The organism is uncultured Aureimonas sp. (assembly GCF_913775355.1).
Taxonomy (GTDB): Bacteria; Pseudomonadota; Alphaproteobacteria; order Rhizobiales; family Rhizobiaceae; genus Aureimonas.
The window spans coordinates 22,577-38,481 of record NZ_CAJYIU010000296.1 but is presented as its reverse complement, the minus strand read 5'-3'; the positions used below and the strand labels follow the sequence as shown (position 1 = coordinate 38,481).

Sequence of the window (15,905 nt, the reverse complement as noted above, 5' to 3'; positions counted from 1 at the left end):
AGGCGCGGGTCGATGCGGGCGTAGAGCCGGTCCGCCACGAGGTTGCCGGTCGCGACCAGCGCGGCGGCCAGAAGCGTCAGCGCGAGGAGCAGCGGCACGTCGCCCTGCGTGCCGGCCTGGACCGTGGCGCGGCCGAGACCGGGATAGGCGAAGACCTGTTCGGCCAGCACCGCCCCGCCGAGGATTTCGCCGAGCGAGGCGCAGACGATGGTGAGCGCCGGCAAAATCGCCGCGCGCGCCGCATGCCGCCACGCGACGTCGCGGCGGCTCGCGCCTTGCGCGAAGGCGAAGAGGGCGTGGTCGGAGCGCATCGTCGCGGCGACCGCCTCGCGGGTGTGGAGCGCCACCGGCGCGACGCCGAAGAGCGTCAGGACGCCGAGCGGGAGGGCGAGGTGAGCGAGCGTCTCGGCCAGCGTCACCCGGTCCGGCGTCACGCCGATGGGGCCGGAACAGCAGAGCGGTGCCCAGCCGAGCTCGACGGAGAAGAGCGTCAGCGCCACGATCGCCAGCCAGAAGGTCGGCGTCGCGGCCAGGAGGTAGGCGTAGAGCCGCACCGCGCGATCGAGCGGCGAGCCGTCGCGCGCGCCGGCGACGACGCCAAGCGCGAAGCCGAGGACGCCGGACATCAGGAGCGCCGGCAGCGCGAGCCGCAAGGTCGCCGCGCCCCGCTCGGCGATCACGGTCGCGACCGGCGCGTTGTGGCTGGTGCTCCAGCCGAGATCGCCCGAGAGCACATGCCCGAGCCAGCGCCCGAACTGCGCCGGCGCCGGCTGGTCGAGCCCCCAGGCCGCCTCGATCCTCGCGCGCTGCTCCGGCTGGAGGCGCGCGATGCCGGCCCCGAGATAGGCGGCGACCGGGTCCACCGGCGACAGGCGCACGAGCGCGAAGGCGAAGACGGCGACGAGGAGGAGGAGCGCTGCGAGCCGCAGGGGCGCGCGGAGGATCAGTCGCACGTCCAGGTCCAGCTCGCGATCGAGGCGGTGATCGGCCAGCCGTGGCCGTGCGGCTCGATCTGCGGCCGGCCGACGTCGAGGCAGCGGTTCACGAAGTAGACGTGGTCGAGGTTGACGAGCCAGGCCCAGGCCGCGTCGCCGCGGGTGCCGTAGCCCGTCTGCCCGTCGAAGGCGGCCTCGGACCAGAGGGGATAGGAGGCCTCGAGGCTCGGGGCACCCTGCGCCTCGGCGAACAGGGCGTCGACGCGGGCGTTCCCGTAGAAGGTCGGGTTCTGGTACTCCACGCCCGCCAGCGTCGACTGGTAGAGACTGTAGAGCTGGTAGGGCGAATGGCTGCCGAAGCCGAAAATCACCGGCTCGGCATGCATCACGCGCCCGATCGCGTCCCAGGACGAGCCCTTGGGGGCCGCCTCGATCCCGAGCGGACGCAGGAGCGCGGCGACCGTCTCGGCGAGCGCCTGGCGCGTCGCGTCGGCAGCCGGGTAGTTGATCGGGAACGCGGCGCGCACGCCGTTCTTCGCGCGGACGCCGTCCGCGCCGGGCGCCCAGCCGGCCGCATCGAGGAGGCGCTTTGCGGCTTCGAGATCGTAGGCGACGGTCTCGCCCTCGCCCGCCCAGGGCAGCCCGTCGGCCGGGCCGAAGGCCGGCGTGCCGTGTCCGTTGAGGGCGACGTCCACCACCGCCTGCCGGTCGAGCCCGAGATTGATCGCATGGCGGATCGCGGGATCGGCGGTGACCGCATTGCCGATCCGCCCGCCGTCCGGCGCGGTGCGCCCCTCGTCCGCGGGGAATGGCAGGCTGAGGCCGCGATTGTCGACGGTGCGCACGGGAAGCGCGCGAAAGCCCTCCGGCAACGCGTCGGCGAGCGGCGCGGGCACCGACACCATGTCGACCGCGCCGCCGCGCGCGGCCGCCAGCCCCGCGTCGTCGCCGGTGAACAGGAAGGTGACGCGCCCGAAGGCGGGCGCCTTTCCGTAGTAGTTCGGGTTGCGCTCGACGATCAGCTGCTCGCCCGGCTGCCAGGACAGGAAGCGGTAGGGACCCGAGCCGACGGGGCGGCGCCCGTAGTCCGGGCCGTAGGAGGCGGAGGGCACGATGCCGAGCGAGAAGAAGGTCTCGGTGAAGGTGATCCAGGGCTTCTTCAGACGCAGGCGGACGGTCGTGTCGTCCAGCGCCTCGGCCCCATCCAGCACCGACAGGTCGAGCGCGCCGGGCGTGTCGCGGCCCTTTAAATAGGTGAAGGCGACGTCGCGGGCGGTGAGCTTCGTGCCGTCGGAAAAGACGGCGTCGGGGCGGATCGTGACGGTCCAGGTCCGGCGGTCGCCCGAGAGCGTCCAAGCTGTCGCGAGATCGCCTTGCGTCTCGAGGTCGGGACCGCGCGTCAGAAGCGTCGACTGGAACAGGGGATGGCCGTAGGCGCCCCATCCGAGGAGCGGGTCGAAGCCGGTCTCCGGTTCGCCGCCGATCGCCAGCACGAGGTCGGACTTCGGCGCGGCAAGGGCGGGCGCCCCGAGGCACAGGAGCACGAGGCCGGCACGCAGGACGTTTGGGAACACGGGAACTCCGGGAAAGGCGATTTTCGAATCGCCGCGACACTAGGGGAGCACCGGTATGCAGTCTATCGGAAATCGTCATACTCTCGGACCGGCGGTCGCATCCGCCCGCAGTTCCCGCTAGAAGCCGCGCGGAGCGATGGACGGAACGGGAGCCTTCTCATGCAGCGCGTGACGGTGACGCTGGACGACGATCTGATGGCCGACATCGACGCGGTGATGGCCGAGCGCGGCTATGCCAACCGCTCCGAGGCGATCCGGGACCTTGCCCGCGCCGGACTGTCGCGCGCGCGCGCCGACACCGGCGAAGGCGGCTGCGTCGCGGCGCTGGTCTATGTCTACGACCATGCCGCACGCGACCTGTCGCGCCGCTTGACCCACGCCCATCACGACCACCACGACCTGTCGGTCTCCAGCCTCCACGTCCATCTCGACCAAGGAACCTGCATGGAGGTGTCGGTGCTGAAGGGTGAGATCGGCGCGGTGCGGCATTTCGCCGACCACGTGATCGCCGAACGCTCGGTCCGGCACGGCGAACTGGTGCTGATCCCCGATGCCGGCGGATCGACGGCCAAGGGCGCCGCACACCCCCACTATCACGACTGAACGAAAGGCGCCTCAGGCGGCGCTGCGCAGGGTCTCGGCTTCGTGCATCGGGACGCTGCCCGTCTGCATCAGGAAGATACGGCGCGCGGCGGAGCGCTCGGCGACCTCGCGGTCACCGACGACGGCGGCCAGACGCGCAGCCTCCTCGCGAAATCGCTCGATCTCCTCGGCGGAGGGCCGAAGAACCAAATCGAAGCGGCGGGTCAGCTCGTCGCGCAGCCAAAGAATGTCCTTGTCGCGGTTCATGGGGGGCCAAGTGGCGCGAGGCGGCGGTTTGTCGAGCGGTCCCACGCCGGCAAATCATCGGAGGCAGCCACATTTCGGCCCATCGGATCGGCTCAGAACCCGCCTTCTTGCCGGGCGGCGGCGCCAAGGGGATGGCGCGGCCGCCCGTGAACCGGACTTCGAGGGGACGGCGCGCCTTGCACCGATGCGACACGACCATGATCCGATCGACCCAGAGGCTCATCGCCGGCCTCGCCTTCCTGTTGTGGCTCGTCGGCGCCGCGATGCCGGTCGCCCTCGCTCAGGACGCGGGCGCCGCGCAGGAGACGATTGCCGCCGTCGACACCCAGGCGAACGATCTCGCCGCGATCAAACAGGCGGCCGACGGCGACACCACGGTCGACCAGAAGGCGGAGCTCCGCGACCGCGCCATGACGGTGGGCTCGGCGGCCAACGAGGCGGTCGGCCTTCTCGAGCCGCAGCTCGCCGCGATCGACGCGCGCATCGCGGAACTCGGCGAGGCGAACGAGACCGAGGCGCCCGACGTCAAGGCGCAGCGCGACCAGCTGGCCGCCCAGCGCGGCGACATCGATTCGGCGATCAAGCGCGGGCGCCTCGTCGGCGCCGACGCCAAGGAAACGATCGACCGGATGATCCGCGAGATCAACGAGGCCTTCAGCCGCGACACGTTCAAGGAGGTCGCCTCCCCGCTGTCGCCGCTCCTGTGGACCCAGGTCGCGAACCGCCTGCCCGACGATCTCGCCCGCGCCCGCGATTTCGCGCGCGACTGGTGCAACCAGATCCCGCAGACGGGGCCCGTCACACGCATCGCAGCAGTCGCGGGTTCGCTGGCGCTCGCCCTCGTGCTCGCGCTGCCGCTGCGCCGGCGCCTGCGCGAGGTCGGCCGGCGCGTCGCCTCCGAACAGGTGCCGAGCACGCGCGCCCGCCGCTCGGCGCTGGCGCTCTGGTTCGTGGTGGTGGGCACGCTCACCGCCGCGCTCGGCGTCTCGATCTTCTTCTTCGGCCTCGGCTGGGCCGGGGTCCTGACCCGCACCGTGCGCCCGCTCGCCGAGAGCCTCGCGCAGACCGCGGCGCTCGGCGCCTTCGTCCTGTCGCTCGGCGCCGGGCTCCTTCTCGTCGGCCAGCCGTCGTGGCGGCTCCTGCCGCTCGACGAGACGGCCGTGCAGCGCCTGCGACCGTTCCCGGCGCTCGCCGCCGTCCTCACCTTCCTCGGCGTCCTTCTGGTGGAAGGCGGGCGGGCCGTCGGCGTCAGCCAGCCGGCGGCGATCGTCGTCAACTACGTCGTCGCCGTCGTCTACGGCGCGCTGATCGTCTGCGTCCTCGTCACGCTGGGGCGCATTCGCCGCGCCCATCCCGACGCCGCCAGCCGCCAGCCGAGCGCGCGCACGACGCTGGTGACGATCGCGACGCTCCTCGCCTGGGCCTGCGTCGCGGCGAGCCTCGTCGCCGCGCTCCAGGGCTACGTGAACCTTGCCCTCTTCCTGACGCGCCAAGTGATCTGGACCGCCGTCGTCTCCGCCAGCGCCTTCCTGCTCCTCGTCGTGGTGGACGACCTGTGCACCACGTTCCTGTCGGGCGACAGCCGGCTCGGGCGCTCGCTGCATACCGGGCTCGGCCTCCGTCGCGCGCAGGTCGGGCAGCTCGGCGTCCTCCTGTCGGCGCTCCTGCGCATCGCCATCCTCGTCTGGGCGGCGCTTCTCCTGTCCGGGCCGCTCGGGCCGGGCGCGAGCTCCCTGTTCTACCAGATCGGCTCCTCCGCCGAGATCCAGATCGGCGGCTTCACCATCGTGCCGGGCGCGATCCTGAAGGCGGCCGTGGTGCTCGCGGTCGGCATCGGCCTGATGCGCGTCGTGCGCCACTGGCTGGAGGAGCGATACCTGCCGGCGACCGACCTCGACCCCGGCGCGCGCAACTCGGTGTCGACGATCGTCACCTATGCCGGCATCCTGCTCGCCGGGTTCTGGGCGATCACGACGCTCGGCATCGGCGTCGAGCGCATCGCGCTGGTCGTCTCCGCCCTGTCGGTCGGTATCGGTTTTGGCCTCCAGGCGATCACGCAGAACTTCGTCTCCGGGCTGATCCTTCTCGCCGAGCGCCCGGTGAAGATCGGCGACACCGTGCGCATCGGCACCGACGAGGGCGACGTGAAGCGCATCAGCGTGCGCTCCACCGAGATCCAGATCGCCGACCGCTCGACCCTGATCGTGCCGAATTCCGAGCTGGTGACGAAATCGATCCGCAACATGACGCTGGCGGACCCTTTGGGGCGCATCCAGATCATGTTCTCCGTGCCGATCGACGCCGACGTCGCGGCGGTGCGCGGGGCGATCCTCGAAACCTATGCCGGGCACGAGGCGGTGCTGTCGGAGCCCGCGCCCTCCGTCTTCATCGACGGGATCGACGACGGCAAGGTGACCTTCAAGTCCTTCGCCTTCGTCGGCGGCCCGCGTCAGGTCTACGGCACGCGCAGCGCGATCCTCTTCACGCTCCTCGGTCGCTTCCGCTCCGAGGGCATTCCCCTCACCGCGCCGCCCGCCTGAGGCGGGCCGGTCAGGCGAGCGCCTCGCGATCCGCTTCGGTGCCGTGGCCGACCTCCTCGGCGCTGGGGCGGCGCAGGTGCAGGTAGCTCGGCTCGAAATTGGCGAGCCGCATCAGCGCGCCGAGGTCGTCGACCTGCAGCGAGCGCCCCTTCAGGACGATCAGCCCCTCGGCGCGCAGGTCCTGCAGCATCCGGTTGGTGTGGACGATCGAGATGCCGAGCGCATCCGACATGTCGGCCTGCGTGATCGGAAAGGGGCAGGCGCCGGTCTCGTCCACCAGCCCGATCGAGCGCATGCGCACGAAGGTCTCGCACAGGAGGTGGGCGACGCGCTCCGATCCCGTTCTCTGGCCGAGATTGGTCAGCCATTCGCGCGTCGTCGCCTCGCCCACCAGCTCGTTCCACCAGAAGGCGCGGCGCAGGCGCGGGCAGCGCGTCATCAGCGCCTCGATCTCGTCCGACCCGATCTGCGCGATGCGCAGCGGCGAGATGGCGCCGATCGAATGATCCATGACGCCGAGCACGTCGTTGTGAAGGTCGCAGAGGTCGCCGGGGATGAAGAAGGACAGGATCTGCCGCCGACCGTCCGGCAGGATCTTGTAGCGGCAGGCGAAGCCCTCGAGCACGAGATTGACGAAGCCGGGTTTCTGCCCCTGTGCGATGATGTCGTCGCGGCTGTTGAGGACGCGCAGCCGACGGCCGGCGAGCTCCTGCAGCGCCGAGCGTTCCTCGTCGGAGAGCGGCGCAAAATTCTGCAGTTTGCGGATGAGATAAACGACCAAGACCAGCCCTCCGGAACAGGCCCTTCCGAATGGATCGGAGATCGTTCGTCCATTAACTAGTTTAAGTTCCCGGGCCGCGGTGCGCGCCCCAGTCTGTCAGCCGTCCAACGATGCCCCATCCTTCTCGGGGACTGGAGGCGTCATGATCGATCCCACTTCCCTGTTCGTCGGCGCGGCCGAACCCGAGGCACGCGACCGAGAGCCGCGCCACGGCACCCGCCTGTTCGCGGTTCTGGCCGGCAGCTGGGCGGAGGCCGAGGCGCTGATCCGCGACGCCGTCGGGCGCGCGGACGCCGCCATCGTGCAGCGCGAGGACGCGCCCTCGCGCCTTTACGCGCAGCGCCTGCCGCTGCGCCCGCACGCCGCCGTCGAGTTCAGCCTGGAGCGGCGCGGCTGACGGCGCCTCAGCGGATCAGCCCGACGACGATCGGAACGATGAGGGCCGTCAGGAGCCCGTTCAGCGCCATCGCGAGCCCGGCGAAGGTGCCGGCCACGCCGTCCACCTGGAAGGCGCGGGCGGTGCCGATGCCGTGCGAGGCGAGGCCTGCGGCAAAGCCGCGCGCGGCATAATCGCGGACGCCGAGCGCGTTCATCAGGGGCGTGACGAGGATCGCGCCGATGATGCCGGTGGCGATCACGAAGACAGCGGTCAGCGCCGGGTCGCCGCCGATCTCGCCGGCGATGCCCATGGCGATGCCGGCGGTGACGGATTTAGGCGCGAGCGCGAGGAGCAGCGGCTGGGGCACGCCGAAGAGGAGCCCGAGCCCGACGGCCGAGCCGGTGGCGGCCAGCGCGCCGGCCGGCAGGGCAAGCAGCACCGGCCCCAGCATCGAGCGCACCAGCGCGCGGTTGCGCCAGAGCGGCACGGCGAGCGCGACGGTCGCCGGCCCCAGCATGAAATGGACGAACTGGGCGCCGGAGAAATAGGTGGCGTAGGGCGTGCCGGTCGCGACGAGGAGCGAGACGAGGACCGCGATCGACAGGAGGATCGGGTTGACCAGCGGATGGTCGCCGCTCGCCCGCGCGATGGCGCGCGCGGCGAGGAAGACGCCGATCGTCAGCGTCAGCCAGAGGAGCGGGCTCGCGGAGAGATAGACCCAGAGCTCGAAGAGGGACGCCCCGCCGTTCATGCGGCACCGCTTTCCCGCCGACGGCGGACGAGGCGGAAGACGCCGACGGTGACGAGGAGCGTCAGGACCGTCGAGAGGACAAGGGCCGCCAGCACGCCGGGCCCGTTGGCGAGGAGGAGATCGGGCGAGCGCGCGATGCCGACGCCCGCCGGCACGAACAGGAGGCCGAGATGGGACAGGAGCCCGTCGGCGACGCGGCCGACCGGCGCGTCCGCCGAAGCCACGCCTCCCGCGCGGCGGCGCTCGGTGAGGGCGAGGATGCCGAGCAGGAAGACGATGCCGAGCACCGGGCCCGGCACCGGAAGGCCGATCAGGCGGACGACGGTCTCGCCGGCCAGCTGACAGGCGAGAAGCACGAAGAGGCCGAGAAGCACGAGGGGCAGCCTTTCGGAAGGACGGAGGCGAGATCCGCCCTCCTTACGGGCTCGACCCCGCGCAAGCCAGCAGGCGGCCGCCTGACGCAGCGTTCAGCGCCGGTGCGTCAGGCGCCGGGCCGAGCCTCAGCCCAGCGCGCGCGCCAAGACGCGGCCAAGGCGCGCGGCGAAGGCGCGCGGGTCGGACGGCGCCTCGCCGTCGGCGACGCGCGCCTCGTCGAGAAGGAGGCGCGCGGCGTCCTCGCGCAGCGCGGCGTCGCCCGCACCCAGCCGCGAAAGCCGCGCGACGAGATCATGGCGCGGATTGACCTCGAGGATGGGCTTTGCGGCCGCGCCGCCGAGCCGGCCGGCGCTCGCCAGGAGACGCTCCAGCTGCCGGTCCATGCCGCGATCATTCGCCACGAGGCAGACGGCGCTGTCGGTCAGGCGCTCGCTGGCGCGCACGTCCGAGACGTCCTCGCCGAGCGTCTCCTTGAGATAGGCGATGAAGCCCTCGACCTCCGGCGCGGCCTCGGTGGAGGCGGGCTCGGCGCCCTCCCGGAGCGGCACGGCGCCGAGATCGGCAAGCCCCTGCGTCACCGAGCGCAGGGGCTTGCCCTCGAACTCGGGGACCATTGAGGTCCAGAAGCCGTCGACCTGATCCGTCAGGAGAAGAACCTCGATGCCGCGCGCGGCAAAGCCCTCGAGCTGCGGCGAGGCCTTCAGCCGCTCGGCATCCGCGCCGACGGCGTAGTAGATCGCCGCCTGACCCTCCTTCATGTCGGCGACGTAATCCTTGAGGCTGCGCCAGGCCGTCCCGCCCGTCGTGGTGTGGAAGCGGGCGAGGCCGAGAAGGGCGGCGCGCCGGTCCTCGTCCTCGTAGAGTCCTTCCTTCAGGACGGCGCCGAAGTTCTCCCAGACGCCGGCGTAGCGGTCCGGGTCGCTCTCCGCGAGCTTGCCCATCTCCGACAGGACGCGGCTCGTCACGCCCTTGCGGATCGCAGCGAGCACCCGGCTTTCCTGGATCATCTCGCGCGAGACGTTGAGCGGCAGGTCGGCCGAATCCACGAGGCCGCGCACGAAGCGCAGCCAGCGCGGCAGGATCTCGGTCTCGTCGGTGATGAAGACGCGCCGCACGTAGAGCTTCATGCGGCCGGCGCGCTCGGGATCGAAGAGATCGAAGGGCTTCGATCCCGGCACGAAGGCAAGCACCGTGTATTCGTGCAGGCCCTCGGCGCGATAGTGCAGCGTCAACGCCGGCTCGTCGAACTGGCCGGCGAGCGTGCGATAGGCGTCGGCGTAGTCGTCGGCCGAAATCTCGGACTTCGGCTTCGTCCACAGCGCCGCGCCGTCCGCGATGCGCCGCGGCTCGGCATCCGGCGCGGTCTTCAGCGCGATCGGCACCGGCACGTGGCCGGACTGGGCGCGCACGGTCTGTTCGATGGCGTGGGGCTCAAGATAGGTCCCGGCGTCCTCCTTGACGTGGAGCGTGACGCGGGTGCCGCGCGGCGGCGCCTCGGCCGGATGGGCGGCGCCGACCGTGAAGGTGCCGAGGCCGTCCGATGTCCAGCGTGCGGCCGTATCGCCGCTTGCGCGGCGCGAGACGACGTCCACCCGGTCGGCCACCATAAAGGCGGAATAGAAGCCGACGCCGAACTGCCCGATGAGCCGGCTCTCGCCGCCCTTCGCCTCCTCCGCCATCCGGTCCATGAAGGCGCGCGTGCCCGAACGCGCGATGGTGCCGAGCGCCTCGGTCATCTCGGTCTCGCTCATGCCGATGCCGTTGTCCTCGACGGTCAGCGTTCGCGCGGACGGATCGATCGTCAGGGTGATCAGCGGCTCGCCGCCCGCGCCGAGGAGTTCGGGCGCCGCGATCGCCTCGAAGCGCAGCTTCTCGCAGGCGTCGGCGGCGTTGGAGACGAGTTCGCGCAGGAACACGTCCTTGTCGGAATAGACCGAGTGCACCATCAGGTGCAGGAGCCGGGCGACGTCCGCCTCGAAGCTCTTCGTCGTCTCGCCCATACCCGTATCCGCCGTCATGCCGTGTCCCTCTCTGGCCGCAAACCGAGCCGCGACATGGCGGCTCGGGGCTGAGGTTTCAAGCGGCGGAGGGCCGTGTCAGATGTCGAAGTTCTGCGGCAGGAGCACAAGGTCGCGCACCACCGTGTTGCGCGGGCGCGTCAGCATGAAGAGGACGGCCTCGGCGACCTCGACCGGCTGGAACAGCGCGCCGTTCTCGATCGCCCGCTTCAGGTTCTCGGCCGGCCAGTCCTGGACGAGCGGCGTCACCACCGGTCCCGGCGCGATCGCGCCGACGCGCACGCCGTGCTTGGCCACCTGCCGGCGCACGGCATGGGTGAAGGCCTGCACCGCGTGCTTGGAGGCGGTATAGACCGGCTCCCAGGGGATCGCCTGATGGCCGGCGACCGAACTCGTGACGATCACGTCGCCGGTGCCGCGGCCGATCATGTGCGGCAGCACGGCATGGACGCCGCGGAACACGGCGTTGACGTTGAGGTTCAGCATCCGGTCGAAGGCGTCGGCGTTGCCGTCCACGAGGTCGCCGCCGATGTAGGAGCCGGCATTGGCGTGGAAGATGTCGAGCTGGCCGGCCTCCTCCAGGATGCGCGGCAGCATCGTGTCGGTGCTCGCGGCATCGGTGATGTCCACCTTCAGCGCGCTCGCGCCCGCGCCGAGATCGGCGACCGCCTTGTCGAGGCGCTCGTCGTTGTTGTCGACGATGAAGACGCGCGCCCCGTTCGCCAGCATAATGCGGGCGCATTCGAGGCCGATGCCCGAGGCGCCGCCCGTGACGGCCGCGACCTTGCCCGCGAGTTTCTCTGCCATGTCGATGGTTCCTCCCTTGAAAATTCGTCAGCGCCTGACGCGTCGGTCAACGCGTGACCCGCTGGTCAGCGGGTGAGATATCCGCCGTCGACCGGCAGGACGGCGCCGGTCACGTAGCTTGCGGCGGGCGAGCAGAGGAACAGCGCGCAGGCCGCGACCTCCTCTGGCTGGCCGTAACGACCCATCGGCGTCATCCGCCGCCAGACCGGGTCCCAGTCCGGGTTGTCGAAGCCGCCGCGCGTCATGTCCGTATCGATATAGCCGGGCGCCACGGCGTTGACGCGCACGCCGTCCGGCGCGAACTCGCTGGCGAGCGATTTCGTCAGCATGTGCACCGCGGCCTTGGACGCGTTGTAAGCCGCCTGGTTCTGCGGAATGTTGGAGATGAAGCCGGACACCGATCCGACGTTGAGGATCACGCCCTCGCCCGCCGCCTTCAGGTGCGGCAGCGCCTCCCGGCAGAAGCGGAAGACGGAGGCGACGTTGGTCGAAAGGATCAGCTCCAGCCGCTCGTCGTCGAAGGTTTCGGTGTGGCCGTGCGAGGCGACGCCGGCATTGTTGACGAGGATGTCGATGCGCCTGAAGCGCTCGATGCATTGGGCGACCGCGCGCGCCGGCATGTCCGGGTCGCGCACGTCGCCCCGCGCCACATCGAACTCGGTGCCTGAGACGCGAAGCTCCGCCTCGCCGTCCGGGTTGTCGCGCCGGGCGGTGACGAGGCAGCGTGCGCCGGCATGCCCAAGCGCTTTCGCGATGGCGAGCCCGATGCCCCGGTTGCCGCCGGTGACGAGGGCGACCTTTCCGTCCAGTCGAAACCGATCGAGCATGGTGTGTGGTCTCCCGTCAGACATGGGCGGGTTCGGCGTCGGCCGCCAGGAACCGCTGGTGAAGGATGCAGGCGGCGCCGAAGGCCGCCCCGAAGGTCGGGTCGGCGTTGACGACGATGCCGGGCATGGGAAAGCCGGGGTCCTGGATGCGTGCCCAGTGCGCGGCGACGCGCGCGCCGACGAGCGGATAGAGCGCGGCCAGGGAACCGCCGAGCACGATCTGGTCGGGGTCGACGAGCCGGCAGCCCTGCGATAGGCCAAAGGCGAGCGAGCGCGCCCAGCCTTCCGCGATCGCGACGGCGCCCGGCGCGCGGTCCTTCACCTCGCCGAGGAACGCCTCCAGCGTCGCCGCGCCGTCGGGCACGCTGGCACGCCAGGCGGAGAGGACCCCGTCGAGCCCGACGAGTTCCTCCAGCCGCCGCAAGGTCCCGTCGCCGGCCGGAACGAGAAGGTGGCCGATTTCGCCGGCGAGCCCGTGGCCGCCCCGGAACAGCGCGCCGTCGACGAGGATGCCGCCGCCGACGCCGGTCTCCAGCACAAGCGCCAGCGTGACGCCGAGCCGCGCGGCATCCCGCCCGTAGGCGTCGCCGATCGCGAAGGCGTTGGCATCGTTCTCGGCGGCGACCGGCACGCTGTCCGGCAGGTGAGCGCGCATCAGCGCCGCGGGATGGACATCGCGCCAGCCGAGGAGCGGGGCGACCCGCACGCGCCCGCCGCGCTCCATCTGCGCGGGGACGGCGATACCGAACCCCTCGCAGCGCGCCCAGCCGTCCGACGGCAGCGCGTCGGCGGCCAGCCGCGCGGCGGTCTCGAAGGCGTCGTCGAGCCCCGCCGCCGGCGCGTCGAAGGCGGCGATGCGCTGCGCGACGATCGTGCCCGACAGGTCGATCGCGACGAAGCTGATATGCTCGACGCCGATCTCGACGCCGGCAAAGAACACGGCGTCCGGCTGGAGTTCGAGGAGGATGCCCGGCCGCCCCGCCCGGCCCTTGGCCGCGCGCTCCGTCCCGTCCGGCGCGTCGGCCACCTCTCGCACCAGCCCCTCGGCGGTGAGCGCGGCGACGATGTGGCCGGACGAGGAGCGGTTGAGCCCGAGGACGCGCGCCAGATCCGCGCGGCTCAGCCGCCCGAAGCGGTGGAGCGCGCGCAGCGCCGCCATCTCGCTGCCCTGCCGGACGCGGCGGAGTGCGGGATCGAGGGAGGCGGCGTGCGACACGGGCGCTCCCGTCGGCTTACGGCCGCGCGTTGGTGGCGCGGCGGCGCTTGGCTTCGTCCTGCTTCAGCTCGATGAAGGTCTTGGCATGGCGGGCGAGCGGCATGTTGTCGGTCCAGGTGTCGCGCCAGATCGCGCAGGCGAGCGAGAGCGCCTCGTCCACCACGGCGGAGGAGAAGGACTCGAACGTGATGTTTCTGGCGTAGTCGATATCGAGGAGCGCGTCGAAGATCAGCTCGAAGTCGATCACGCCGTCGCCGAGATAGCCGCGGTTGCTCTCGCCGATATGGAAGTAGCCGAGCTTGTCGCCGGCCAGCCGCAGGGCGGCGGCCGGGTTCGCCTCCTCGATGTTCATATGGAACGTGTCGAGGTGGAGCCGCACATGATCGGAGCCGGTCTTCTCGATGAAGTCGAGCCCTTGCGCGGTGGTGTTGAGGACGTTGCTCTCGAAGCGGTTGACGACCTCGAGCACGAGGTCGACGCCGGCGTCCTTGGCGATGTCGGCGGTCTTGGCGATGGCCGCGATCGCGTTCTGGCGGCCGCGCTCGGTCGGCATCGCGCCGTATTTCGTGTGGGCGGAGTAGAGGATGCCGCCGAGCGTCTTGCCGCCCACGTCGCGCACCGCCTTGACGGCGTCGGCGAGCAGCGCCTCGCCCGCCTTCACCACGCCCGCGTCGGTGCTCGACACGTCGGCCGCGAGCGGCAGGCCCATGGTGACGGCGATCTCGATGTCGAGCGAGCGCGCCTTTTCTCCCAGCCGGTCGAGGTCGAACTTCTCGGGGCGCAGGTAGGCGAACTCGATGAGGCGATAGCCGCATTCGGCTGAGCGGTCGAGCGCGCGCTCCAGTTCGTCCTGCGTTCCGCCGCCCGTCCAGACGAACGAATGGATCCCCAGCCGCTTCATCGCGCGCTCCCTTATTGTTGGATTGCGCAACAAAATCTCCGCAACCGCGATTTGTCAAGCGACCCGTCGTGTTGCGCCGCAAAGCATCGTATTTGCGCTGCAGCAAGGCTGTATTTTGCGACTGCTCGCCCTCGAACAAGCGCGAAGGTTATGCCCAAGTCTCAGATGCAGCGTTTCTTGCGCCAGATGCAACATAATATGACAGATCGCGCAACAAATGTTGTGCACGGGCTCGTGATGGTCTAGGCATGAGGGCACGGCCTTCCCGCCCGGCGCGTCCGGCGGACCGATGGCCCGCTTTTCCAAAAGGAGAAACCGCCCGGTCAACAAGGGCGGGAGCAACGCGCCGCCGGACAAGGCGGACCTTCGGGAGGAACGACACTCATGAAGCGAAATCTCAGCACCAGCCTGATCGCCCTGACGATCGGCCTCGTCGGCGGCCTGTCCGCCGCGCATGCCGACTTCTGGTCCGACGCCGGCGCAAAGTTCAAGGGCGTGACGCTGCACGGCGTGACCGAGAGCACGCCGCCGTCGAACTACGTCAAGGACGTGCTCGCCAAGCAGTTCGAGGAAAAGACCGGCATCAAGGTCGAGCTGGAAACCACCTCGTGGGACCAGATGTACGACAAGGCCATCAAGGACATGGAGGCCAAGACCGGCATCTATGACATGGTCTACATCGAGCAGGACATCGTCTACGCCTACCTACAGCGCAACTTCCTGACCGACATCACCAAGACGCTGGCCGGCAAGCCGGACCTCAAGGCGCCGGAGTTCGACGAGAAGAACTTCACCACCTTCGCCGACTATTTCCGCGGCACCGACAACGACCTCTTCGGCGTGCCGATGGAGGCCTTCATCAAGATCTACCTCTACCGCAAGGACCTCTTCGACGATCCGAAGATCAAGGAGGCCTTCAAGGCGAAGACCGGCAAGGACCTTGCGCCCGCCAAGACGCACGAGGACTACACCCAGATCGCCGAGTTCTTCACCGAATACGGCAAGGAGAACGGCGGGCAGCTCTGGGGCACGACGAGCCAGGCGCATACCGGCCACCCCGCCTCCTGGTACGAATACGTCGAGTCCGTCGCGCCGACCTTCGGCGTCTACAACTGGGGCATCAACGCCGACCAGAACTACGCCGCCACGGTCGAGCACGGCGGTACGATGAACAGCGACAAGGCCAAGGCCGCGCTGAAGTACTTCCTGCACCTGCGCGACATCGCGCCGCCGGAATCGGCCGCCTCGACCTGGTCCGAGGTCGCGACGACCTTTGCCGCGGGCCGCGCCGCGCAGGGCCTCGTCTACGGCGAGAACGCCGCCTGGATCGCGTCCGACCCGTCGAAGTCCAAGGTCGTCGGCAATGTCGGCATCGCGCTGCCCCCGCTCTCGGACGGCGTCATGGCCGACGCGGAGTCGGGCAAGGGCTACATCGGCTACTACGACGGCGGCGCCTTCGGCATCCCCGTCACCGCCAAGAACCAGGACGCCGCGCTCCTCTTCCTCCAGTACATCGGCCAGAACTCGGTGCAGCCGGACTGGGCCGTCGTGGCGCCGCGCATCACCAACACCGCCACCTACGACGATCCGAAGGTGAAGGAGATGGACGCCAAGCTGGGCGGCTACTACACGATGATGAAGAACGACGGGAAGCTGTTCGCCGGCGCGCCGAAGTATCCGTTCCATGCGCAGGTCCGCGAGACCGTCGCGCCGATCTTCTACCGCATCCTGACCGGCGAGGTCGGACCGGACGAAGGCCTCGACGAGATGGCCGCCGCGGCCGAAGAGGAACTGACCAGCCTCGGCTACCGCAAGTAGGCCGAAGGCTTCGGGGCCGCCGGCATCGCCGGCGGCATCCCTGACGCTCTCCTCCGGGGTCGGCGAACGAGCCGCCCCCGGAGCGACCGCGACCGAGCAGGGCGCCTGTCCGCGGGCCGCCGCACGCCCCCTTC

The 15,905-nt window shown here is 70.4% G+C and carries 15 protein-coding genes; 4 read left to right on the top strand and 11 right to left on the bottom strand.

What is annotated here, in order from left to right; all coding sequences use genetic code 11:
• Positions 1-953, bottom strand: a 953-nt coding sequence (locus QZ753_RS18225; protein WP_294645704.1) for an ABC transporter permease, incomplete at its 3' end; no start/stop codon positions are given.
• Positions 944-2,509 (bottom strand): ABC transporter substrate-binding protein, encoded by a 1,566-nt coding sequence (locus tag QZ753_RS18220; protein WP_294645702.1) that lies wholly within the window; start codon positions 2,507-2,509, stop codon positions 944-946. The genes QZ753_RS18225 and QZ753_RS18220, both read right to left, overlap by 10 nt.
• A gap of 159 nt (positions 2,510-2,668) precedes the next feature.
• Here QZ753_RS18220 and nikR point away from each other — a divergent pair, with 159 nt between their 5' ends.
• Positions 2,669-3,112 (top strand): nickel-responsive transcriptional regulator NikR, encoded by a 444-nt coding sequence (gene nikR / locus QZ753_RS18215; protein ID WP_294645700.1) that lies wholly within the window; start codon positions 2,669-2,671, stop codon positions 3,110-3,112.
• A 12-nt stretch (positions 3,113-3,124) separates the two neighbouring features.
• Here nikR and QZ753_RS18210 read toward each other — a convergent pair whose 3' ends face one another.
• Positions 3,125-3,403 carry a hypothetical protein gene (locus QZ753_RS18210; RefSeq protein WP_294645699.1) on the bottom strand — a complete coding sequence of 93 codons (279 nt, stop codon included), beginning with the start codon at positions 3,401-3,403 and terminating at the stop codon, positions 3,125-3,127.
• A 152-nt stretch (positions 3,404-3,555) separates the two neighbouring features.
• Between QZ753_RS18210 and QZ753_RS18205 the strand changes: the two genes are divergently transcribed.
• A complete protein-coding gene (locus QZ753_RS18205; RefSeq protein WP_294645697.1) occupies positions 3,556-5,898 on the top strand; it encodes a DUF3772 domain-containing protein in 2,343 nt (780 codons plus the stop codon).
• 10 nt (positions 5,899-5,908) lie between these two features.
• Here QZ753_RS18205 and QZ753_RS18200 read toward each other — a convergent pair whose 3' ends face one another.
• Positions 5,909-6,679, bottom strand: a complete 771-nt coding sequence (locus QZ753_RS18200) for a Crp/Fnr family transcriptional regulator (protein WP_294645696.1) — start codon at positions 6,677-6,679, stop codon at positions 5,909-5,911.
• A gap of 142 nt (positions 6,680-6,821) precedes the next feature.
• On the opposite strand from QZ753_RS18200, the gene QZ753_RS18195 reads away from it, so the two are divergent.
• Positions 6,822-7,076, top strand: a complete 255-nt coding sequence (locus tag QZ753_RS18195; protein ID WP_294645695.1) for a hypothetical protein — start codon at positions 6,822-6,824, stop codon at positions 7,074-7,076.
• 7 nt (positions 7,077-7,083) lie between these two features.
• Here the strand turns inward: QZ753_RS18195 and QZ753_RS18190 are convergent, their stop codons facing one another.
• From QZ753_RS18190 to QZ753_RS18160, 7 genes are all read right to left on the bottom strand, one after another.
• On the bottom strand, positions 7,084-7,809 hold the full coding sequence (locus tag QZ753_RS18190) for an LrgB family protein (protein WP_294645694.1): 726 nt from the start codon (positions 7,807-7,809) through the stop codon (positions 7,084-7,086).
• Positions 7,806-8,183 (bottom strand): CidA/LrgA family protein, encoded by a 378-nt coding sequence (locus QZ753_RS18185; protein WP_294645693.1) that lies wholly within the window; start codon positions 8,181-8,183, stop codon positions 7,806-7,808. Before QZ753_RS18185 ends, QZ753_RS18190 begins: the two co-directional genes overlap by 4 nt.
• Positions 8,184-8,309: 126 nt before the next feature.
• The gene (gene htpG / locus QZ753_RS18180; RefSeq protein ID WP_294645692.1) at positions 8,310-10,202 is read right to left on the bottom strand and encodes a molecular chaperone HtpG; all 1,893 of its coding nucleotides are present in this window, start codon (positions 10,200-10,202) and stop codon (positions 8,310-8,312) included.
• Positions 10,203-10,280: 78 nt separating this feature from the next.
• A complete protein-coding gene (locus QZ753_RS18175) occupies positions 10,281-11,009 on the bottom strand; it encodes an SDR family oxidoreductase (RefSeq protein ID WP_294645691.1) in 729 nt (242 codons plus the stop codon).
• A 65-nt stretch (positions 11,010-11,074) separates the two neighbouring features.
• Positions 11,075-11,836 carry an SDR family NAD(P)-dependent oxidoreductase gene (locus QZ753_RS18170; RefSeq protein WP_294645690.1) on the bottom strand — a complete coding sequence of 254 codons (762 nt, stop codon included), beginning with the start codon at positions 11,834-11,836 and terminating at the stop codon, positions 11,075-11,077.
• Between the two features lie 16 nt (positions 11,837-11,852).
• The gene (locus tag QZ753_RS18165; protein WP_294645689.1) at positions 11,853-13,052 is read right to left on the bottom strand and encodes an ROK family transcriptional regulator; all 1,200 of its coding nucleotides are present in this window, start codon (positions 13,050-13,052) and stop codon (positions 11,853-11,855) included.
• A 16-nt stretch (positions 13,053-13,068) separates the two neighbouring features.
• The gene (locus tag QZ753_RS18160) at positions 13,069-13,953 is read right to left on the bottom strand and encodes a sugar phosphate isomerase/epimerase (RefSeq protein WP_294645688.1); all 885 of its coding nucleotides are present in this window, start codon (positions 13,951-13,953) and stop codon (positions 13,069-13,071) included.
• Between the two features lie 384 nt (positions 13,954-14,337).
• On the opposite strand from QZ753_RS18160, the gene QZ753_RS18155 reads away from it, so the two are divergent.
• Entirely contained in the window at positions 14,338-15,771 is a 1,434-nt protein-coding gene (locus tag QZ753_RS18155) for an extracellular solute-binding protein (protein ID WP_294645687.1), read from the top strand.
• Positions 15,772-15,905: the final 134 nt, after the last annotated feature.

What these genes read in the sequence shown, in the direction of transcription:
- QZ753_RS18160 (WP_294645688.1), bottom strand. Translation starts at nt 13,953, where the DNA reads ATGAAGCGGCTGGGGATCCATTCGTTCGTCTGGACGGGCGGCGGAACG.
- QZ753_RS18175 (WP_294645691.1), bottom strand. Translation starts at nt 11,009, where the DNA reads ATGGCAGAGAAACTCGCGGGCAAGGTCGCGGCCGTCACGGGCGGCGCC.
- nikR (WP_294645700.1), top strand. Translation starts at nt 2,669, where the DNA reads ATGCAGCGCGTGACGGTGACGCTGGACGACGATCTGATGGCCGACATC.
- htpG (WP_294645692.1), bottom strand. Translation starts at nt 10,202, where the DNA reads ATGACGGCGGATACGGGTATGGGCGAGACGACGAAGAGCTTCGAGGCG.
- QZ753_RS18190 (WP_294645694.1), bottom strand. Translation starts at nt 7,809, where the DNA reads ATGAACGGCGGGGCGTCCCTCTTCGAGCTCTGGGTCTATCTCTCCGCG.
- QZ753_RS18195 (WP_294645695.1), top strand. Translation starts at nt 6,822, where the DNA reads ATGATCGATCCCACTTCCCTGTTCGTCGGCGCGGCCGAACCCGAGGCA.
- QZ753_RS18205 (WP_294645697.1), top strand. Translation starts at nt 3,556, where the DNA reads ATGATCCGATCGACCCAGAGGCTCATCGCCGGCCTCGCCTTCCTGTTG.
- QZ753_RS18170 (WP_294645690.1), bottom strand. Translation starts at nt 11,836, where the DNA reads ATGCTCGATCGGTTTCGACTGGACGGAAAGGTCGCCCTCGTCACCGGC.
- QZ753_RS18155 (WP_294645687.1), top strand. Translation starts at nt 14,338, where the DNA reads ATGAAGCGAAATCTCAGCACCAGCCTGATCGCCCTGACGATCGGCCTC.